Source organism: Paenibacillus sp. TSM33, from assembly GCF_056099025.1.
Map to the genome: position 1 here is coordinate 380,264 of NZ_JBLZXB010000017.1, position 21,749 is coordinate 402,012.

General features: G+C 47.7%; 19 protein-coding genes. 5 read left to right on the forward strand and 14 right to left on the reverse strand.

Going from position 1 to position 21,749, the window contains the following annotated elements; genetic code table 11:
• Positions 1–14 precede the first annotated feature (14 nt).
• The 7 genes from miaA to ACN6NF_RS13685 form a co-directional block, all read right to left on the reverse strand.
• A complete protein-coding gene (miaA, locus tag ACN6NF_RS13655; RefSeq protein ID WP_474318173.1) occupies positions 15–995 on the reverse strand; it encodes a tRNA (adenosine(37)-N6)-dimethylallyltransferase MiaA in 981 nt (326 codons plus the stop codon).
• Positions 979–1,830: a class I SAM-dependent methyltransferase gene (locus ACN6NF_RS13660; RefSeq protein WP_474318174.1), complete on the reverse strand. Its 852-nt coding sequence runs from the start codon at positions 1,828–1,830 to the stop codon at positions 979–981. Before ACN6NF_RS13660 ends, miaA begins: the two co-directional genes overlap by 17 nt.
• A gap of 11 nt (positions 1,831–1,841) precedes the next feature.
• Positions 1,842–4,016 (reverse strand): DNA mismatch repair endonuclease MutL, encoded by a 2,175-nt coding sequence (mutL, locus tag ACN6NF_RS13665; RefSeq protein ID WP_474318175.1) that lies wholly within the window; start codon positions 4,014–4,016, stop codon positions 1,842–1,844.
• Positions 4,017–4,093: 77 nt separating this feature from the next.
• Positions 4,094–6,913, reverse strand: a complete 2,820-nt coding sequence (mutS, locus tag ACN6NF_RS13670) for a DNA mismatch repair protein MutS (protein WP_474318176.1) — start codon at positions 6,911–6,913, stop codon at positions 4,094–4,096.
• 109 nt (positions 6,914–7,022) lie between these two features.
• Positions 7,023–8,258 (reverse strand): putative amidoligase domain-containing protein, encoded by a 1,236-nt coding sequence (locus ACN6NF_RS13675; protein ID WP_474318177.1) that lies wholly within the window; start codon positions 8,256–8,258, stop codon positions 7,023–7,025.
• A gap of 125 nt (positions 8,259–8,383) precedes the next feature.
• The gene (locus tag ACN6NF_RS13680) at positions 8,384–8,941 is read right to left on the reverse strand and encodes an outer spore coat protein CotE (protein WP_013371552.1); all 558 of its coding nucleotides are present in this window, start codon (positions 8,939–8,941) and stop codon (positions 8,384–8,386) included.
• A 126-nt stretch (positions 8,942–9,067) separates the two neighbouring features.
• The gene (locus tag ACN6NF_RS13685) at positions 9,068–9,964 is read right to left on the reverse strand and encodes a LysR family transcriptional regulator (RefSeq protein WP_474319058.1); all 897 of its coding nucleotides are present in this window, start codon (positions 9,962–9,964) and stop codon (positions 9,068–9,070) included.
• Positions 9,965–10,079: 115 nt separating this feature from the next.
• Here ACN6NF_RS13685 and ACN6NF_RS13690 point away from each other — a divergent pair, with 115 nt between their 5' ends.
• Positions 10,080–11,396 (forward strand): amino acid permease, encoded by a 1,317-nt coding sequence (locus ACN6NF_RS13690; protein WP_474318178.1) that lies wholly within the window; start codon positions 10,080–10,082, stop codon positions 11,394–11,396.
• Between the two features lie 21 nt (positions 11,397–11,417).
• Here ACN6NF_RS13690 and ACN6NF_RS13695 read toward each other — a convergent pair whose 3' ends face one another.
• The 5 genes from ACN6NF_RS13695 to ACN6NF_RS13715 all read right to left on the reverse strand — a co-directional run bounded on the left by ACN6NF_RS13695 (position 11,418) and on the right by ACN6NF_RS13715 (position 16,890).
• Positions 11,418–12,374, reverse strand: coding sequence for an aromatic acid exporter family protein (locus ACN6NF_RS13695; protein ID WP_474318179.1), 957 nt, complete (start codon positions 12,372–12,374; stop codon positions 11,418–11,420).
• Positions 12,375–12,490: 116 nt separating this feature from the next.
• Entirely contained in the window at positions 12,491–13,324 is an 834-nt protein-coding gene (locus tag ACN6NF_RS13700) for an ABC transporter permease (protein WP_474318180.1), read from the reverse strand.
• An 8-nt stretch (positions 13,325–13,332) separates the two neighbouring features.
• Entirely contained in the window at positions 13,333–14,145 is an 813-nt protein-coding gene (locus ACN6NF_RS13705; RefSeq protein ID WP_474318181.1) for an ABC transporter ATP-binding protein, read from the reverse strand.
• Positions 14,142–15,230, reverse strand: a complete 1,089-nt coding sequence (locus ACN6NF_RS13710; protein ID WP_474318182.1) for an ABC transporter substrate-binding protein — start codon at positions 15,228–15,230, stop codon at positions 14,142–14,144. Before ACN6NF_RS13710 ends, ACN6NF_RS13705 begins: the two co-directional genes overlap by 4 nt.
• A gap of 142 nt (positions 15,231–15,372) precedes the next feature.
• On the reverse strand, positions 15,373–16,890 hold the full coding sequence (locus tag ACN6NF_RS13715) for a carboxypeptidase M32 (protein WP_474318183.1): 1,518 nt from the start codon (positions 16,888–16,890) through the stop codon (positions 15,373–15,375).
• 173 nt (positions 16,891–17,063) lie between these two features.
• On the opposite strand from ACN6NF_RS13715, the gene ACN6NF_RS13720 reads away from it, so the two are divergent.
• The 4 genes from ACN6NF_RS13720 (at position 17,064) to ACN6NF_RS13735 (ending at position 19,334) form a co-directional block, all read left to right on the forward strand.
• Positions 17,064–17,627: a beta-class carbonic anhydrase gene (locus ACN6NF_RS13720; protein ID WP_016822107.1), complete on the forward strand. Its 564-nt coding sequence runs from the start codon at positions 17,064–17,066 to the stop codon at positions 17,625–17,627.
• 242 nt (positions 17,628–17,869) lie between these two features.
• A complete protein-coding gene (locus ACN6NF_RS13725; protein ID WP_474318184.1) occupies positions 17,870–18,436 on the forward strand; it encodes a PadR family transcriptional regulator in 567 nt (188 codons plus the stop codon).
• Positions 18,437–18,596: 160 nt separating this feature from the next.
• Positions 18,597–19,052, forward strand: coding sequence for a hypothetical protein (locus tag ACN6NF_RS13730; RefSeq protein WP_013371562.1), 456 nt, complete (start codon positions 18,597–18,599; stop codon positions 19,050–19,052).
• Positions 19,053–19,055: 3 nt separating this feature from the next.
• Entirely contained in the window at positions 19,056–19,334 is a 279-nt protein-coding gene (locus ACN6NF_RS13735) for a YxcD family protein (RefSeq protein WP_017427605.1), read from the forward strand.
• Positions 19,335–19,431: 97 nt separating this feature from the next.
• Here the strand turns inward: ACN6NF_RS13735 and ACN6NF_RS13740 are convergent, their stop codons facing one another.
• Both ACN6NF_RS13740 and ACN6NF_RS13745 read right to left on the reverse strand, forming a co-directional pair.
• Positions 19,432–20,301, reverse strand: coding sequence for an STM4011 family radical SAM protein (locus tag ACN6NF_RS13740; protein WP_474318185.1), 870 nt, complete (start codon positions 20,299–20,301; stop codon positions 19,432–19,434).
• Entirely contained in the window at positions 20,298–21,725 is a 1,428-nt protein-coding gene (locus ACN6NF_RS13745) for an STM4012 family radical SAM protein (protein WP_474318186.1), read from the reverse strand. The genes ACN6NF_RS13740 and ACN6NF_RS13745 overlap by 4 nt, the downstream gene beginning before the upstream one ends.
• Positions 21,726–21,749: the final 24 nt, after the last annotated feature.

Here is a 21,749-nt window from a genome sequence, read left to right on the forward strand (position 1 = left end):
CGTACCCCCAATAATCATTTGGATTGTTTTGAAGTATATTCAAGGTCTGTCCGGAACTTTCCTGCTATAATTTCGTGTATTCGGGCTGCATGAGCAGAAAAATTTTCGAAATCAGTGACATCTACCCACTGGATATCCTTCATATGGCGAAACCACGAGAGCTGCCGCTTCGCAAAATGACGCGTATCCCGTTTTAGCCAAGTCACCGCCTCCTCCAAAGACACCTCTCCCCGCAGGTAGGAGGATATCTCTTTATAGCCTAGACCTTGCATGGAGATGGCATCGCTTCGCACTCCCCGTTCCATTAAGGAGGTTACCTCAGCAACAAGCCCTTGATCGAGCATCCCGTCAATTCGGTCTTCAATACGTTTATATAGCATTTGCCTATCCATTGTCAAACCTACGATGCAGAGTTGGTAGGGAGATTCCTTTTTTTGACTGGCAAGTTGAGAGCTAAGAGTTGTTCCGCTAACATGGTAAATTTCCAGTGCTCTCACGACTCGACGACGATCATTTGGGTGCAGACGAAGTGCACTTTCGGGATCAACTGCCTGTAGTCGCGCATGAAGCGCGTCGGCTCCGAACTGGTCGGCATAGTCAAGCTGCTCCTGACGAAAAGCTTCATCAGCCCCTACCTCAGAAAACTGGTATTCATAGCAAACCGATTCTACATATAAACCCGTTCCGCCTACGATAAAAGGTAGCTTTCCTCTAGATTGAATGTCAGGTATGAGACGACGACAGTCTTCCTGAAATTGGGCTACTGAATATGGGTATTCAGGCTCATGAATATCGATTAAATGGTGCTTGATTCCTTTCATTTCCTGTTCGGAAATTTTGGCAGTTCCAATGTCCATATGACGGTATACCTGCATGGAATCCCCGGAAATAATTTCCGCGTCAAATTGTCGAGCCGTTTCGATGCTTAGTTTCGTCTTGCCAACCGCAGTCGGGCCAACAAGAACAAGTAGTTTAGGCTTAGATGCCACTGTCAATATCAATCACTCCGTACACTGTTTTCGTTGTGCCCCGTTGCTTTACACGGAAGCCGAGGCGGGCAAACTCTCCGCTACCCCTTTTTTCTTTCAATACAATTGTTTTTCTTGCAACCCTTTTCGCATGAGCAATACTTTCTTCATTCAATGCATCTGGATTGGCCAATCCTCTTAATGGACCGATTGCACTGGAATCAAGCAACGGATCACGGAACATCGGGTCAAAATAAATAATATCTACACTGCGGTTCGGCAAGCTACGCAAATAGTCCAGATGATGACCAAAACGAACGTCAATGTCGGAAAAGGCTCTATCTACTGCAGCGTTACCGGAACGGTAATGTCTCATCCCGTCCTTGATTAATGCATAGACAGGGAAGGAACTCTCCACAGCTGTGACTTGTCCAGAACTTCCCGTTCCAATGGAAAATAGAAGAGAATCCGTACCAAGCCCTGCCGTGCAATCCAGCACGGTATCACCCGGGGCAAGTCGAGCAGCCGTCAACATTGGGTCAGCCTCGCCCTTTAATACCCTTTTGGCTCGAATGAATCCCATGCTTGGATGAAAAACCATTGGTGGTTGTTCCAGACCAATCAGTCTCACTCCGCTCTGCACCAGCACCAGAGCCTGACGGACTCTGTGAGCAGCAATTAGCTTAGCTACTGATATACCACGACGGGGAGCATACAGCACCCCAAGCTCGGCTGCAAGGAGCTTCGCGCGCTCCACAACCTCGTCCGAGGGAGAATCTCCTGTCGTGACCAGCAATTCAGCTTGCTTCTCACGAAGCATCTTTTGCTTTTCTTCTTCACGGTTTTCCCAATCCTGCAACATATTTATACTCCTTACATTACTCTTTTAAACAGCTTCTCCAAATCATATGTGGAAAAGGAAACAACGATGGGGCGCCCATGGGGGCAGGTATAGGGTTGTTTGCAGGCTGCCAAACGCTCTAGCAGCACGATAGCCTGCCGGTCAGTAAGCTTCTGATTTGCTTTAATCGAAGCCCGGCAGGAACACATAATTGAGGCTGCTTCCCGCAGTTTAGCTAGATCAATGGCTTTTTCCTCCAGCACCCATCCGGCCATTTCCTCAATGACATCCGCTTCTTCACCTTTGGGGAGCCAGTATGGATAGGAGCTGACACGGAAGGTTTGCCCGCCAAAATGCTCCAAATACACCCCAGCCTGTTCAAACCAGTGCAACCTTGTTTTCAATTTTTCCGTCTCGGAAGGCGTAAATTCCAATGTAATTGGCAATAACAACTCCTGTGATACTGATTCAGGATTGCCAAATTTTTCGTAATAAAATTCGTAATTGACCCGTTCATGGGCGGCATGCTGATCAATTAAATACAATCCTTGGTCGTTCTGCGCAATCAGATAGGTTCCATGGTGCTGACCGATTAAATTCAGCTCAGGAAAAGTAGGCACCTCAGGGGTTGCCCCCGACAACGCAGCCAATTGCTCTGTATTCAAACGTTCCTGGTGCGGTTTCTGATCCGTGAATTTAGTAGTGTTGTCTGTAATTGGTGAAACAGAAGAACGGTAAGCAGCAGAAGCAGCCGTTTCCTGTATCCCTTCGCTGTACAAGGAAGAAGCGTCAGTTTCTGCATGATCTCCTGCCGACGTCTGTATAGTCGTTCCATCAGGCAGCGACACGCCTTCTCTAGCATCATTCCCGTTCTTTTCTTCCACAAAATCTGCATCTAGTTCATCATCACTGATACTTTGATGAGCGAGTGTGTTGGCCTCTCCAATGACTGAATGGCTCTCCCTATTCGGAAGTTGCTCACGCTCCTGGCTAATCTTCTTACTCACTTCTTTACTTTCATTTCTGCTTGTTTGATTGGATTGAAAAGATTCCCGGACCTGCGGCGAAGCCATAGAAAGAGGTAACGTTCTACTATGATCATTATCTGAAGAAGCATCTAGTTCCGCACCATTTCCTTTCGAGAAGTGAAACTGCTCCTGTACAAACGATCCGCTATCCTTGCCACCAATTTCACGTTTAACTGCCTTTGGAATCAGCACTTGCTGCCCTAAAACAGCTTTTACCGAATCTTCAACCAGTTGAAACAGTTCAGCTTCTTTACTGAACCTCACCTCCAGCTTGGCTGGATGGACGTTAACATCCACCAAAGAAGGATGCATGTCCAGTTGGATCACAGCCAGCGGATAACGATTGATCGGCAACAAAGTATGATACGCCTTGAGCAGTGCCTGATTGAGCCCATAGCTTCGCACAAATCGTCCATTCACCACTGTCGAAATTGCATTTCGATTCGATCGTGTCCACTCTGGGCGACTGACATAGCCGCTTATTCGGTAATCAAGGCTTTCTCCTTCCACCATCAACATTGATTTTGCTGCAGAAGTTCCGTAAATAGCAGCAATCACTTGGAGCAAATCACCATTGCCCAGCGTTTGCAACAATGTATTACCATTATGCCGCAATGTGAAGGCCACTTCCGGGTGCGAAAGCGCCATTCGGTACAATACATCCGAAATGTGTCCCAATTCTGTCTGAATTGTTTTCATATATTTTAGCCGTGCAGGTGTATTATAAAACAGATCACGTACAGTAAAATCCGTTCCCTGCCTACCCGCAGCATCTTCGTGAAGTACCAGTTTACCGCCCTCAATCACCAATTTACGGGCACGGCCGTCATCTCCTGCTGCTGTAAGCAGTTCTACTTTTGATACAGCCGCTATACTTGGTAATGCCTCTCCCCGGAAGCCGAGACTTGTGATCTGGAATAGGTCGCGGCCATGTCCGATTTTGCTTGTCGCGTGCCGATAAAATGCCGTTTCCACGTCTTCAGGCTCTATCCCACTGCCATTATCCGTCACCCGAATACTTTGCAGGCCGCCCTCTTCTACCCATACGTCCACTCGTGTACCGCCCGCATCAATCGCATTTTCCACCAGCTCCTTCACGACGGAGGCTGGACGTTCCACGACCTCACCGGCAGCAATCTGGTTCGCAATATGCTCATCTAGCACTCGAATTTTAGACATCCCTTTAACCTCCTCCTGACTTCAAAGTGTGATGAAGATGAAAAATAAGCAAATTAATAGTGTCTAGTATTTTTTAATTACAGACCATTGGCCTTGTTTTTTAATTCATTTAACAGTTGCATCGCCTGTAAGGGTGTCATGTTCATGACATCAGCATTCTTCACCTTCCGCAAAATTTGGCGCACGACCGGATTAGCTTCTTCTGTCTCTGTTCGTGGCTTGGAAGGGGCAAGGTCCTGCTCTCCGAAAATGGACAGCTGTACCACGTCAGAAGCTGCTTGCTGTGACGTGCTTGAATCTTCCACAATCTGTAGAGTATCTTCTTTTACCAGGGTGGCTTGCTGTGATCCAGACTGGACTTGTGGCGCCGTTTCTCCGTTTGCTCGCAATGTCTGGCCTGCATATTTTGCGGACATTGGAGAAATCTCTTCTGTCCCTGACGCTGTACGAAGATCAGTCCCTTCCTTCGCTCCTCCTACTGCCTCGGTGCCCGCCGTTACTTGAGCTGCCGCCTGTTCAAAACCATACAGCAGACCATTCGCTCGCTCAATAATGTTATTAGGCAAACCTGCAAGCCGGGCACAATAAATACCATAGCTACTACTAGCCGCGCCTGGTATGAGCTTGCGTAGGAAATTCACCTTATCGCCGCTTTCCTGCACAGCCATGGAGTAATTTCGCAGCGAAGACAGACCTTGCTCCAAATGGGCCAGCTCATGGAAATGCGTAGATACCAGCGCCTTACAACCAATCGTATCATGCACAAATTCGATGACCGCTTGTGCAATTGCCATTCCTTCGCTGGTGGACGTTCCTCGCCCCAGTTCATCAATTATAATCAAGCTTCGTGGAGTTGCCTTGTCCGTCATGACTTGAATATCTGCCATTTCCACCATAAACGTACTCTGCCCGCCGATGAGATCATCCGCAGCGCCGATCCGTGTGAAAATGCGATCCAGCATCGGTACTTTAGCACGTGTAGCCGGGACAAAGCAGCCAATTTGAGCCATAATCGCAATGAGTGCAACCTGACGCATATACGTGCTTTTCCCAGCCATATTCGGACCAGTGATGAGTAGAATATGCGCATCGGCTTCTTCCAATACAGTGTTGTTGGCGATAAAGCTGCCATCTTTCATTACGGCCTCCACAACAGGGTGCCGTCCCTGTTCCACAACAAAATCATATCCTGCTGTCAGCTCAGGTTTCACGAATCCACGTTCCGCGCTAACCGTTGCCAGCGACTGATACACGTCAATTTCAGCAACTTGCTCTGCCAGCTTTTGCAGGCGAGGAATTTCAGCGTTCAGTTTATTGCGAAGCTCGGAGAAAAGCGTGTACTCCAGATCCACCATTTTATCCTCAGCTTCCAGAATCAGTGATTCCTTTTCCTTCAATTCCGGTGTGATATACCGTTCTGCATTCGCCAACGTCTGCTTGCGTTCATATCGGCCTTCCGGTAATGAAGCCAAATTAGATTTGGTCACCTCGATGTAATAACCAAACACTTTGTTATATCCGATTTTGAGCGACCGAATGCCGGTTGCTACACGTTCCTTGGCCTCCAGCTCAGCAATCCAACGCTTACCGTTCACACTTGCCTCACGCAGTTCGTCCAGATGCTGATGGTAGCCTTCCTTTATAAGCCCTCCATCTCTTACGGAAATCGGGGGTTCATCGGCCACTGCTTCCTCAATCAGCGTACACAGGTCTGTACAGCTGTCCAGTGTTTGTGCAATCCGTCTCAGTGTATTCGACGGAGATTCAGCGCACAGCTCACGTAACGACGGAATTTGGGCCAAAGACAGCTTGAGGGCGATCAAATCTCGTGCATTAGCACTACCAAAAGCGATCCGTCCTACCAAACGCTCCAGGTCGTAAATCTCTTTAAGCTGAGCACGTACATCCTCGCGGAAAATAAACTGGTGGTATAGCTTGTCTACCGCTTCTAATCGTTCCTCAATTAAATTGCTGCTCAACAGCGGTTTGTCGATCCAACGACGCAACAAACGTGCGCCCATGGATGTCTCTGTCCGATCCAACAGCCACAACAGCGATCCCTTCTTGGAGCGTTCACGCACCGTCTCCACCAGTTCCAGATTCCGGCGGGTAAATGGATCCAGAATCATAAAATGATTGGGCTCATAGACCGAGATTTGGGTCAGTTGACCTAACGATCTTTTTTGTGTTTCATTTAAGTAGGCAATCAGGCGCGATACGCAACGTCTGCGTTCCTCCGTAAGCCTTGCCCATGTGGCTTCACCGAATTGATCCCGTACCAGATCATCCTTGGATTTGTCCCAGGCCGTATACACAACACGCCGTCCAACAGGGGACATACGAGAGGTCACGAAATCGAGCAAATGACCATCTCCCAACATTTCGGATGGCTCATAAATGTTAATTTCATCTAATAGCCATTCTTTCGAATCAGGTACGGAAGTCACATAAAGTTCACCTGTCGACAAGTCGCATGCCGCCAGCGCCAGCATCCCGTCCGTCTCTGTGACACATACCATGTAGTTGTTGGATTTATCACCCAGCACCTTGCCCTCCATGACCGTACCCGGGGTCACCACACGGACGATATCCCGCCGCACCATTCCCTTGGTAGCTGAGGCTTCCTCCATTTGCTCACAGATGGCCACCTTATAACCCTTTTCAATGAGGCGTTGTATGTAATTTTCTGCTGAATGATAGGGCACTCCGCACATCGGAATTTTCTCCGCGACGCCACCCTCGCGACCAGTCAGTGTAATTTCCAGCTCCTTGGATGCAAGAATTGCATCATCAAAAAACATCTCGTAAAAATCTCCAAGACGAAAAAACAAAAATGCATCTTTAGCCTGCTCTTTTATAGATAAATATTGTTCGATCATCGGTGTATATTTAGACATACCGTTTCCTAACCCCCACAATTTGTTCCGTTTAAATTTACAATTACCTTTCATTATATCAAAAATGACAGTCGATAACATGAAACCATCTCGGGTGTTGAACTTGATTTTACGAAAGTTTCCAGTACGGGCGCAAATCCCGTGTTTCATCCCATTGCTTTCCCTTGCGAAGACTGTCTAGCAATGGCGCTATATAAGCTTCATATTGAGAATAAATCTCTAGTGAAATCATATCTAAAATAAGTGGTTCCATATACTCTCTAAGTACAACCTGGTTTCCTTCATAAAAAGCTCTGTGAGCCTCTTCTTCTCCCAGCGGCCTACGCTGCAAACGTGAATATTGGGAAGCGATCAGAAACGCCATCCCAATCACACCTTTCGCCAGCTGTGGCGAGATTAGAAAACTAGGCAGTGTACGATATTCAAAACCTCCGTACGACTGACGGCGAAAATCGCCCAAATTGCCATAATGCGGTCTGCGCCGAACCGAGCGCTTGTCTTCCAGCAGCGCCAGAGGCAACGCCAAATAGTTATCTAGTGCCCTAAGTAGGGCACCATTTAGCGGAACACCGCTGAAATGCAGGTGTCCGCCCAGGGGAAAACCTGGCTGCGGCATTCCGCCCGCCTGCCAGATAAGCGTGCGGTCGTCAATGTGCCGAGCTGCTGTTGCAAAAGCTTGGCGCAGGTGCCTCAGCAGACGAGCCGGATCTTCGCTCGGGGCAGGACGAAGCTCAGCGACCGGATACAGCGTTCGCCCTCGGCGGGTAACGGCATCGCAGCCGGCTACGCCTAGTCGACCCAAAAATCTAGAAGCCGGAACAACCCTCCCCTCTGGCATACGTACCAGCACAAATTCGGGGTCCATTCCGATTAATAATCGCGCGCTCCCCCGTTTCGCTGAAAGTTCTTCTCCCGGAGCATCCTCTTCACTAGCAGCAATTTCGTATAGCGTGGCCAAACGTCTATCGTTCAGCCAGGGCTGTGCCAAGACTTGGCGAACCTGACAATTGCGCTCTCCCAGCGGCGTCAGCACTACCTCACCACTGTCCAAACCGAGTGTATACAACGTACGTACAGCCAACCGCTCCATCCGGACATAGAGCGGTGATTGAGGATCTAGTTCAGACAGATCATATGTGCTAACTTTGGTAGAACCTCCGAGGGCACGTCTGCGGATTTCCAGCACCTGCAATTGATGAATTTGCACCGCATAACCGATCGCAAAATCGGCTGTACTCTCATCCAGCCAATGAACCGATATACCTGAACGCACCAGTCTGCGCATTTTTTCATCATCCGTCATCTCTCTGAAGCGTCTGAGCGCCTGTCCCGGTTGCCGCATCATACTCCCCCTTACCGTTCTACGTACGGACTTCAACGATCCAAAACGACAAAAAAGGAGGGCCTTTGCCCCCTGCGCAATATCAGCCGGCGCAAAGAGTAAAGTGGCCCTCTTTTTGGTCACTCCTGTCAGAGCTCGTCGTCAATGAGGTCGGGGTCGAGCTCCTCATAGTCCCCCTCTTCCGCTCCAAAATCAAAGTCCTTGTCAAAATCGTCACTGCTGCCATACGGGAATACTTCTACAACAATCTTCGTTTCCGCCACCAGCTCCACCGCAAATTCCCGCTCGACCCGGATCATTACGCTGCCACCTCCAGAAGACACACTGGCCTCAACGCAACTTGGCTCCTGTGTAGCTTCGGCGGATACTTCCACTGTAGACGCCCGGTGCTTCGGATCAAGATACGAGAGCGGCACATTTTCCACGTACGACACCGTTTCCTTAGCCACATCGGTCTGCGAGTTTTTATCGTATGAGTACCAAATATTGATATCATACGTCCCGATGACCTCAATGCCGTCTCCAGCCGCCACAGCTTCATACTGGTGGTTGATAATCCATGCCCCCAAAATACTGGTCGGATTATTCGGCGGAGTTACGGTATGGGTTACGGTAGAGAATCTGCGACCTTTACCACAGATCGCTTTGGTAATAATCTCTCTACGATTTTTATGACTTAATGCCATTCTTGAACCTCCTCCATACAATCAATCATTCCATACATATGTATGCAGGTTGTGGGCGAATGTTGAGTGAATAGGCGAAAAGGAAAAAATATTATTTGTATAAGCATATGCCGCCATGGCTTGAACTCATGCACGCCAATGTGTTACATGCTGCTCAACGATCTGTAAAAATTCGCTGAGAGCTGGCGATTTCCACTTTTTCGTGTGATAAGCAACCTGAGTAGCCACCTGCTGTTCACTATCATCCCAAGCTAGACGCGCCATTTTCCCTTCTCGCAGCTCATTTTGTACCGTAACCAGCGGAAGCAGAGCAATACCCAGTCCTGCCATGACACATTGCTTGATGGCTTCAATGCTCCAAAATTCCAGACTAGGGTCTGCAAAAATACCGTGTTTGTTCAAATACTGCTCAAAAAGGATTCGGTACGTACATCCAGCCTCCGTATGCAAAATGGTTTCGTCCTTCAAGTCGGCAGGCTCTACCTGTGTACAGGCAACTAGCGAATGCTTCAGTGGCGCAACCAGTGCCATCGGCTCATGAATAAGCGTGGTGATATTCAGTTCCCTGTCCTCCGTCTCAGGTTGAAGCAAAAAAGCCAAATCCAGTTCACCGGAACGGATCAAATCACGTAATTCCCAGCATTCGCCGGGTTTAAGTACAATTTTAACCTTCGGGTACCGCTCCCTGTACTCACGGATCAGACTCGGCAAACGAAAAGCAGCCAGAGACTCTGGCGCTCCTATTTTTAGCGTCCCTGCTAATTCTGTTTCTGAACGAAGCGCATCCTTGGCCATAGCGTGCATCTTGGAAATTTCCTGCGCATAGGGCAGCAGGCGTCGTCCGGCATCGGTCAGCATGATTTTCTTGCCAATGCGATCAAACAGCGGCGTACCCAATTCTGTCTCCAGTGTTTGAATTTGAGCAGTAATACTTGACTGTGCATAATCCAGTATACGCGCTGCTCGCGTAAAACTGCCTGCCTCCACCACATTTAAAAAGGTAAACAAATGCCGCGATTCCATAATCCGCTCCTTCAATCGATTTTTCCGATGCAAGCAATCGTAATATTCCGTTTTTCCGATAGATTGATTATCTGATAAGCTGGAGGAAATAACAAGAGAAAGAAGGCATTTCTGCATGACGAATGAAAATAAACTTCAATCCACTATTGGTCTTCCACAGGCCATTGCGCTCTATATCGGAGCTGTGCTGGGTTCGGGGGTATTGATTGTGCCTGGCCTTGCCGCCCAAATGGCGGGTCCAGCATCGTTGCTGGCATGGGGATTCATGACCCTGCTCATTCTGCCAATGGCGCTTTCGATGGGGCTTTTATCCGCGAAATTCCCGAATGCGGGAGGGGTATCGCATTTTGTGACGTTGGCCTTTTCCCCACGTGCCGGTGCTTATATCGGGTGGTTTTTTCTCATGTCGGTTCCAATTGGGGCACCTGTTGCCGCACTTACCGGAGCCGGCTATATGACCACAGCTATGGGCTGGGGAGAGGAAAGTCGCATTATGTTAGCCGCTGCTATGCTGGCGGTGGGCCTGATCATCAACTGGATCGGTATGAAGGTTGCCGGACGTATTCAGATTGCCGTCGTTATAGCCATCGTTGCCGTCCTGATATTCGCTATTGCCGCAGCACTCCCTCAGATGAAAACCATTCACTTTACGCCGTTTGTTCCACATGGCTGGCTTTCTGTCGGCCAAGCAGCTGCGATTCTGTTCTGGTGCTTTATCGGCTGGGAGGCCGTGTCTCATATGTCAGAGGAATTTACCAATCCCGAGCGGTCTGCCGTTAGAGGTGTGACCATTGCAGCCGTCATTGTCGGTTTGCTTTATTTCCTTACTGCGCTTGCTACGGTGGGCACACAAAGTTATCTTGCAGGGGGTTCAGATGCTTCGCTCGTATGGGTGATTAGCCGGGCTATCGGGCCGTGGGGTGCGATCATTGCTGGGTTGACGGGTATCTTTATTTGTACCGCTACTATTATTGCTTACGTGGGTGCCGCTTCACGTGTCGCTTATGCTTTATCCCGACAAGGACAGGCCTTTCGCTGGATGGGGATGTTATCCCAACGTTTCCATACACCCATCGGGGGCATTGCTTTTCTTAGTGTCTGCTTCGTGATCATTATGGTGTTGTACGGTAGCGGTGCAGTTTCACTCACCAACCTGATCCAATTCCCGAACGCCACCTTCATTCTGACCTATCTAGGAGGTTGTGCAGCGGGGATTAAGCTCCTACGCGGGAGTCGTTGGGGAGTGTCCATTAGTTGGATTTCCTTCATCTCCACGGCAGTTGTCTTTCCTTTTGTTGGGTGGGCTATGCTGTACCCTTGCCTGATCACAGCTGTTTTATGGATTACAGATCGAATTCGGCATAATAGAACTTTTACTCATCCGACTTCTGCCATCACCGAACAAGAAGAGGCTACTGTCCATCATGGATAGTAGCCTCTCAAGGTCTTTACTCTAATTTTTCACTGGAGTAGGGGCCTTGTCCTTTTTAGCGATTTTCAAATACTGATGAAGCTCATGTGTAAGCTGCAATAATGCCGAACGGATCTCGAATTCCTCCCGTGTGGCAGGAAGCTCCATCGCTTTAAATTCTTCACGAACCTGCTCTAACAGCTTCTCAGTCTGCCCCGTATAATGTCCAGCCAAAACGTCGTTGCTAAGCTGGTCGAACAGCTCGGCCAAAAGCTTGGCCTGCGGCATATGCTGATACATTTGTGCGATCAACTGCATCATGTTTTGAATCGAATCCAGCTGTTCTTTGCGCATATAAAAATACACATTCCAGCCCTCTTGGGGACGAAGCATTTGATTTTCCAATGAACGACCTGCCTCAGTGACCCCTTTGGTGATCACGCTGTCCGCTTCAATAACTTCCTTGCCATCCCATATGTATGCCGGACTACGCAGCGTGTTGGCCATATTTCTGAAAATAACAGAAAATGTCCGATCTACCTCCTGCCGGATTTGTTGCATTGTATTATCAGAACGCGGCATATAAGCTAAATTGACAACCATCGCAGAACCCAGTCCAATCACCAGCAGAGCCAGTTGGGTCAGCAGTACCTGCATATCAATCACGCCGCCGCTGAATACTCGAAAAACCACGACTGAACCCGTGACAATACCTTCCTTAAAGCCTACCCGTACAATGACTGGAAACGCTGTTAAAATATATAAGGCAAGTACCCAATCATGGAATCCAAATACTACAAACAAAACACAAGCAAAAAGAAGCCCCACGACGGATGCAAAAAATCTCGCCGAAATGGTACGGAGACTTCTCTTGCGTGTGACATCCACCCCCAAAATTGCTAAAAGCCCTGCCGAGGTGGCTCCGTGAATGCCCACTCCCTCCGCAATAAGTACGGCCATTAATGCGGCAATAGCCGTTTTAATCGTACGAAAGCCCATGAAAAAATTCTGTCCCCTCTAGATGAAATCTGTTTTTCATTTTCATAAATATTAAGCATTTCATTTTCATGGTACTTTATTTTCACGTTTTACACAAATATTCAGAAATTTAATAATTATCGATGTGGGCGACCCGAAAGCAGGCGGTGCTCCACATACACGACTGCCTGATACATCAGTGTAGCTACGACAGCAATGATCAACAAACTGGACATGACCAGCGTAAAATTGAATACCTGAAAACCATAAATAATCAAATAGCCTAAGCCGTTTTTAGCCACCAAAAATTCACCAACAATCACGCCAACCCACGCCATGCCGACATTCACTTTTAGCGTAGAGACAATTGCGGGAAAGGATGCAGGCAAAATTACCTTTTGAAACGTATCACGGCGTGAACCTCCAAACGTGCGAACCACTTTGATCAAATTCGAATCGACTTCCTGAAAGCTGTTGTACACCACTAGTGTCGTAATGATAACCGTAATGGAGAGGGTCGTCATCAGAATTGCGGTAAAACCTGCCCCAAACATGACGATAAAAATCGGACCCAGCGCTACCTTGGGCATACTGTTAAACACGACCATATACGGGTCAAGCACCCTCGACAAAAACGGCGACCACCAAATAAGTACCGCCAGCAGTGTACCGAGCAGTGTGCCAAGTAAAAAACCTGCCATCGTTTCTCCAACAGTGACACCTACATGCCCCCATAATTCACCGCTGACCGCATCCTTACCAATCTGTGTGAAAATTTTGCTAGGGTAGCTAAACAACAGTACATCAATCCACTTCAAACGACCTGCAATTTCCCACAATACAAATAAAAGCAGCAAAATAGCTGTCTGCACACCTGTTACTAACCACTTTTGCAAACGCCTGTTACGCAAATACGTCTGATGCAGTCCTTGAATCCATCGTTGCTCAAGCTGATCAGCTTCGTTCTTCATACGTTAACTCACTCCTTTGCTCCCGAAGCCTCCAGTTCCCCCCATATTTCATGAAAAAGCTCATTAAAGCCCGGCTGCTCGCGTGCATAAAAAGGTTGGGCTTCCCGTATGGAATCCGGAATTTCAAAGGTACGCCGGATATGACCAGGATTTCGCCCCATCACTATAACCCGGTCGCTGACTGCAATCGCCTCGGCCAAATCGTGCGTGACTAAAATCGCCGTTTTCTCTCGCTCACGCAAGGTTTGCACAACAAGGTCCTCCAGTTGTAGCTTGGTTTGATAATCCAGCGCGGAGAACGGCTCATCCAGCAGCAGCAGTCCCGGATTAGTCGCCAGCGTCCGTACCAGCGCCACACGCTGGCGCATTCCTCCAGACAACTGGGATGGATGCAAATGCTCCTTTCCTCCCAAACCCATGCCTTCCAGCAATAATCGTGTCCGCTCACGTGCAGCTTCATCTACTCTGTTGCTTAGTTCCAGACCTAATAACGCATTATCCATTATCGTCCGCCAAGGGAAGAGGTAGTCCTGCTGCAACATGTAACCGACCTCAGGGCTCGGGCCACTTACCGGCTGACCTTGTAGCATAACTTGACCTGCCGCTGGACGCAGCAGCCCGGCGATCATAGACAGGATCGTCGTTTTACCGCAGCCACTTGGACCGACTAAACTGACAAATTCCCCTGTATTTACGGAAAAATCGATATTCTCAACCGCAAGTGAAGCTTCCCGATCCGTCACGTACACATGGGTCACTTGCTTCATTCTCACCATCGGGATCGTCACATCCGCAGTGAGACCACTCTGTTTCTCCATCATGGTGAACCCCCAGCATCGACAGCTGTATCCGTAGCTTTAGTTGTGCTCTTTTTCACATCTGTCTCAGTATTCCCGATAGAGTTGGAGGAGATCGCCTGTTTTGCAAAGCTTGGATTTACCAGCTTATCTAGTGCAACTGGGCTTTTCAGCTCACCCGCCGAGGCCATGACATCCTGTAGGTTCTTCCATTCCTTTTCCTCAATCATCGGGTTCATAGCATAGGTACTCTGTTCCTTGTATCGCTTGATACTACTCGTCAAAACAGCTAATTCTGTATCCTTAAAATAAGGTGTAATGGCTTCGGCGATCTGTTCAGGTGAATGCGCAGCAATCCACTGCTGTGCCCGATATATGGCATTTGTAAATTTCTGTGCGGCTTCGCTATTGGTATTTAGATAGCTTTGCTTCGCCATATATACCGTATACGGCAACTCGCCACTCTCTACGCCGATAGAGGCAACTACCCGACCTCGACCTTCCTTTTCAAAAATAGATGCCTGTGGCTCAAACAGCTGCACATAATCCCCTGTACCCGAACCAAAAGCAGAGGCGACATTGGCAAAATCAATATTTTGAATCAGCTTCAGATCCTTATGAGGATCAATGCCGTGTTTGCGAAGCGTAAATTCAAGTGACATTTGTGGCATTCCGCCCTTGCGTTGTCCCAAAAAATTTTGTTGTTTCAGCTTTTCCCAGTCAAAGCTATCCTTTGTTTGCCGAGCAAACAAAAAGGTTCCGTCCTTCTGTGTCAGCTGAGCGAAATTAATGATAGGGTCCTCTGCTCCTTGCTGATACACATAAATAGATGTTTCCGCGCCGATCAGCGCGATATCTGCCTGATTGGACAACAACGCCGTCATCGCCTTGTCTCCCCCGGGGATCGTAGCCAGTTGGACATCCAGTCCCTCCTGAGCAAACATCCCCTGGCTCAAGGCTACATACTGCGGCGCATAAAAGACCGTACGGGCTACCTCGCCAAGTCTGATCTCAATCGTTTGCTCTCCCTTAGGGGCACAACCACTGAGCAACAGTAATCCGAGTAGTGCCGCAGCCACCACTGCTTTGAAACGAGCGCCGTTTTTCATCCTTGTTCCCTCCCCACCTCTTTGCATCGTTGACTTCATATATTGTTATGCGGCTGTCGATATAATGGTTAATTGCATACAAAAATCCCGCATTTGCCTAAGAACGCGGGATTTTTGTATGCAATATATGAGAACTTCTAAATTACAACTTGTATATGGATGTATATTTCTCTTCCAGATAATCAGCAAGATAATCAGGGTTCAGATCCTCACCCGTAATGGCTACAATCAACTCAGACGGCGTCCGGCTCTTGCCGTAACGGTAAATCCGTTCAGTCAACCATTGCTTGATCGGCTCCAGCTCACCAGCAGCAATTAGCTCATCCAGGTTCGGCAGCTCCTTGCGCAGAGTCGCCAAAATTTGTGCTGCATACATATTGCCAAGCGAGTAAGAAGCAAAATAACCAAAATCACCGCCGGACCAGTGAACGTCTTGAAGTACGCCCAGCCCATCGTTCGGGGGAAGAATCCCCAGGTATTCTTTATATTTTGCATTCCACACCTCGGGGAGACGCTTTACATCCAGCTTTTCATTAAACAGCATTTTCTCAATTTCATAACGGACAATGATATGTAAATTATATGTCAGCTCATCCGCTTCAATACGAATCAATGAATTTTCCACGCGGTTGACTGCCCGGTAAAATTGCTCTGCCGTGACCTTCGCTAAACGATCAGGAAAGTGCTTTTGCAATTCATCGTAATACCGATCCCAGAAAGCACGACTGCGTCCGATTTTATTTTCCCACAAGCGGGACTGGGATTCATGAATCCCCATGGATGTTCCTCCGGACAGTAGTGATCCTGCCAGCTCAGGAGCAATATTTTGTTCGTACAGTGCATGGCCTCCTTCATGTAGGGAGCTGAAAATAGCACTGGTTACATCGTCTTGCAAATAATGTGTTGTTATGCGCACATCACCAGGATTTAACCCTGTCGCAAAGGGATGCACACTCTCATCCAAACGACCTGCGTCAAAGTCATAGCCCATCTGTTCTAAAATAAACAGACTGAACTTTTCCTGCTGCTCCACATCAAATACACCGTCTAAAAAGCTCTTATCCGGCTGGTTGGGTGAAGCCTGAATTTTAGACAATAGGGGTACAAGGCGCTTTTTAAGACGATCAAAGACAGCATCCAGCTTTTCAACCGTCATCCCTGGCTCATATTGATCCAAAAGCGTGTCGTACTCTGTATCCTTAACCCCCCAGTAGCCGATAAACTCTCGCTTCATGTCTACGATTTTAGACAAGTACGGTTCGAATCCCGCAAAGTCGCTATGTTCCTTCGCTTCCTCCCACTTGCTTTCAGCCTGAGCCGCTAAAATGCTATACTCCCGGTAGCGGTCTGCCGGAACCGAACAATTCAGATCATAATTTTTGCGACATTCCTCTACCAATCTGCGATCATTGTCCTCCAGTTGCTCCAGCTTGTCTTTTGCAGCAAAAAATTGCAGCAACTGCCCCATTTCATCCGAGATCATCAGCTTGAACATTTCCGTGGATAGCATGCCCAACGTCTCCGACCGAATGTCAACGCCCTTGCGTGGAGCGCCTGTCCGTAAATCCCAGTGCAGCAAGCCGACAGCTTCGCCATAACCGCTGATTTTGTGTGCAATTTCTTTTAAAGCCGTCCATTGATCCAACGTCTGTTGCTCCATAATTAGGGTCACCTCTTTAACTTAAAATGGTTAAAACTTTACATTACCTATACTTGATGATAATTATATTAAAAAGTATAATCAACACACAACATGTACGACCAGCTCCTAATACCTGAATCAAACGTTGGGCTGTACATATTAAACTTTATTAGAATCTGGAGGGAACAATCGTGGATCACATCCAAGAAATTTTAGAGTACAATCGTGTTTTCGTAGAAAACAAAGAATACGAGGCCTATAGAACAGGCAAGTTCCCTAATAAAAAAATGGTCATCATAACCTGTATGGATACACGGCTAACGGAGTTGCTCCCCAAAGCCATGAACCTGCGTAACGGTGATGTCAAAATTATCAAAAATGCAGGTGCCATTATTTCACAGCCTTTTGGAAGTGTAATGCGCAGTGTGCTAGTCGCTCTATATGAGCTAGGAGCAGACGAAGTACTCGTTGTAGGTCATTATGAATGCGGCATGGCTGCATTGAATGCTGATCACATGGTTAATGAAATGCTTGATCGCGGAATTTCGCAGGAAGTGCTGAGTACATTGGAGAACTCAGGTATTAAGCTGAATAAATGGTTGAAAGGTTTTGACAACATTGAAGAAGGGGTGCAGACTACAGTGAAGCTTATTAAGAACCACCCCCTTCTCCCTCCAAATACGCCCGTCCATGGTATGGTAATACATCCAGATACAGGAGCGTTAACTCTTGTTGTTGATGGGAATAACCAGTAAACACTATGTCTAGTTACCAGGGTAGTTCAGGCGCGTACATACGTGCTTAAACTACCCTGTTTCTATGAAAAAAAGCACATATACATACCGAATGACCCCAGCTATTTTTGGCTAACCTGTGAACGACCAGTGTGAAAGTTGTCAAACCATACAGTTTCAGTGTACACTTTTTATGAAGCCGCATATTACCTGCCGCAGAGCTGTTACAACCGTTACTAAGATGGATGAAGGAGATAAGATATATGAATTTACTATCGTATGGTCTGTTGGGGCTTCTCGCCAGAGAGGAATCCTCCGGCTATGATCTGATGTTGCGTATCCAGCCTTTTTGGCAGGCCAAGCACAGTCAGATCTATCCACTACTGGCCCGTATGGAGAGCAAGGAACTGCTAGCCTCCCGATGGATTCAGCAGTCCGACAAGCCAGATAAAAAAATGTATACCATTACCGACAAGGGAATCCATATGCTTCAGCAATGGTCTCAGGAAACGTTGGCTGCTCCGGTTACGCGGGACGAATTAAGCCTTCGACTATTCTGTCTCTGGTTGACGGACAAAACGAGTGCCAATCGTATGTTGGAGGAACGGAAACGTTATTTTATTCAGAAAATCCGGCATCTGGAGGATATTCTGAACGACATTCCCGCAGAAAATTTACACTTTGGCAGTAAGAACTTTGGTGACTATATTTTAGTGCAAAAAGGGCTTTTGAATGCTAGAGCAGGCCTGGAATGGTGCCAAATGGTGCTGCGCATGCTGCTAGCCGGTGATGTTAGAGCGGACACTAATCCGTTTTTACTTAAACCCTAAAGCTGAGTGCTTTTATCAACCCGTGTGTAGGATTTATGTATGTTATCGTTTAATTTTTTAAAATTTAAAATTCTTTGAAACCCTTTTCCATGTTATATCGTATTACGGGTAAGCGGTTGTTTGACCTATAACGCAAATTACTAAGGGGGATTATATTTACATGAAAAAGACATTCACTTTGAAAAATATGATGATGCTAATGATGGCTTTCACCCTACTCATTGCTATGATCGCACCATCTACAGCTGATGCAAGGCGTGGTGGCGGATTTAAATCCGGACCAAAATCATACCAATCTACACCAAGCAAGGCGAATGACAGCAGCGGCATCAATAAGTCTGATAGTGGAACTAAATCTAGTGCTGCTACAGGCAACACAAGCAGAACTGGTGGATTCCTCGGTGGCGGTGGTGGCTTCCTCAAAGGTATGATGCTGGGTGGCTTGGCAGGTATGCTTTTCGGCGGATTGTTCGGCAACATGGGTGCATTGGGTAGCTTGCTTGGCCTAGCCGTTAACGTTCTAGCTATTTATGTCCTGATTATGGTTGGTGTAGGTATCTACCGAGCTATCAAAAATCGCCGTAGACCAGATGATTCTCGTGGAGGACGTTACTAAGTTATGATTTTAAGCATGGATGAGATTGTCAATGCCATTTGCCTGCACATGGCTGAACGCAAGGGCGTACAACCCACAGATGTGGTTGTGGAGCTAAGCTGGGATGAGGACACAGGCTATACTGCCGAAGTTCATGTCCAGGGACGCAGTCAATATCTGGTGGAAGCCAATATGATTGAAGCTATTCTGAGATATCTTCATTCCGAATACAATATTCGTGCCTATCGCGAGCAGGTTAGATTGGATCTGGATGAAGAAATTACTGCTATTGTCCAAACTTAATTAAATTGCATAGGCCAATCGTACAAACTTATTTCAAAACAGAAGAACCGACCTTTGCCTGATGGCAAGGGTCGGTTCTTTTTTTGCTCGTTTCTCTCTAATAGGTCATCATAGTTGCATGCGGCACCCTTTCGAGCAAGCCGCTGCCGTACATTTCCCGAAATGGCTGCTCCTCCATGTGGATATAACCGATATAACACCCGCATTCTTTCATCCGGCACGGACGCTGGGCGCTCAGCCCCTCCAGACCGTCTCTGTACAGGTGCCCAATCACACGTCGATCCTGATAGCAGTGTTTTACTCGCCCGTCGCCTTGGACGTAAAATACATCTTCTCCCGCGCGACATGCTCGTCCCTGACTGCTATAATCTTTTAAATTCCATTGAAAATAGGGATCTATCGCGGTTAATTCAGCAACCTCGGCATCCGTATAATAATGGGGTCGGTCCTTGTAGGCGTTGACCCACATATAAACCTCTTTTGGAAGTTGTGTTCGCAAAGAACGAATAGCCGGGAACGCCTGTCTTAATCCGACTGTACCGACACTATAGGAGATGCCAAGTTCATATAGCTTCAGAGCCTGCGATATAAAAGCTTGCTCTTTGGTTTCTCCAGGATGGTATGTAGCCCACAGCGCAGCCGTATTTGGATTTAGTTCTTTTGTCCAATCCAGCTTAGCCGATAGATTCGTCTGTACCGCCACTTTTTCCACATGCGCCATATGAGAAAACTCAATCATAGCCTTACGATACCAAGAATGAATCAAGGCTTCTCCATACGGATTAAAAAAAATGGAGAGCTGGTGCCCCAAAGCTCCCTGCTCCCGTACCCAATCAGCAAAATGCTCCAACTGCGCCCGATCCTTATTCAACGTTTCCCGACTATCGACGTTTTTACTGAATGGGCAGTAAGGGCATGCATAGTTGCACGAGGTCAACGAGCCACGATAGTATAAGGTCGCTCTCATACGCCTACATATCCTTCCATACGCTCACGTACTGATGTGGAGATCATCCAATCTCCAATCGCATCGGAATAGGCCATTCCTTCCTCCGTAAGTCGAAGCGTGCCCTCCTCGACCACAGCCATACCCGATTCCAGCAGCAGCGACATTCCTGTAAAATCGTCTTCCAGGGATACACCGAAGCGTTCTGCATAGGTACATAGCTCCAATCCCTCCCGATGAAGAAGCGCCTTCAGGATAAAGCGCCGCTTACGCTCATCCGCATTTAAAATAAAGCCGTAGTCAGCCAGATCATGACGCTCCGCCGCCACATAATCCGCGATAATACTACGTGTAGCTGCTGTACTGACACCATACCGGCTCGCATAGTGTACATCGCGTGTATAAGAACGCGCACCACACCCCAGTCCAGCCATACCCTCCTCCTGGCAACTGTAGGGTAAAAGCTCTTTGCTGGATGTATCCTCATTTTTTGCAAAACGGCGCATGGAATATTGTACATATCCTGCCTGTTTGAGTCGTTCGCGTGCTACTTCATACAAGCTAAGGCGAATATCATGATCCAGCCCAGTATAGCCGGGCTTTAAGATCGTATTTTCTCGAATGTATAGAGGGTAAAGGAAGATTTCTCCTGGCGAATAGGACAGGGCTTCCTCGAGAGAATACAGCCAGGTTTCCACCGTCTGACCAGGCAGACCATAAATTAGATCCACGTTGAGCAAAGGAAAATTGTATTCTACCAACCGCTCAAGTGCTTCTCTAACAAGCTTGGGCTTCTGAGGTCGGTATATGGCGGCACTTTCTGATTCCACAAAGCTCTGGATTCCCATGCTGACACGATCTGTACCCCGGCGCTTGAGCACTTCCAGCCTATCCTCAGTTACAGTGTCGGGAGAGGTTTCGACTGAAATAGAAGCTCGTTTGGGGTCCAATCCCATAATATTTTCCGCAATGTCAAATAAACGCTCTACCAAAGGAGCCTCCAATAAGGTCGGTGTACCGCCGCCAATCGCAAAACGCGAAAATGGTCGACCTCCCATAATTGGGGCCCATTGCCGAGCTTGTCTTTCTAGCGCATCCACATACTCCTTGTGCACATCCTGACGCTTGTCCGGCAAAGTGAACAGGTTACAAAATCCACAGCGAGCTGCGCAAAACGGTATATGCATATACAAAAAATAGCTTTCCAACTCTTCTTTCTCCCACAATTCCTGCAATGAGAGCGGTGTATCGAACGAACGATAGGCCGTTTTATGCGGGTAAGAGTAAAGATAGGAGCGATAGGGAGCCTCTCGGATTGTGCGTGCCCATTCTACAGGAGTATCCGGCCACTGAAATCCAGACGTTATTAAATTTGTGTCCATTCCCGGAGAAGTCTGGGTTGCTGCGCCCATTGGATGCAGGTGATTCACATTCATGGCTTTCATTTCTGCTCCTTCCTCGCGCTGGAT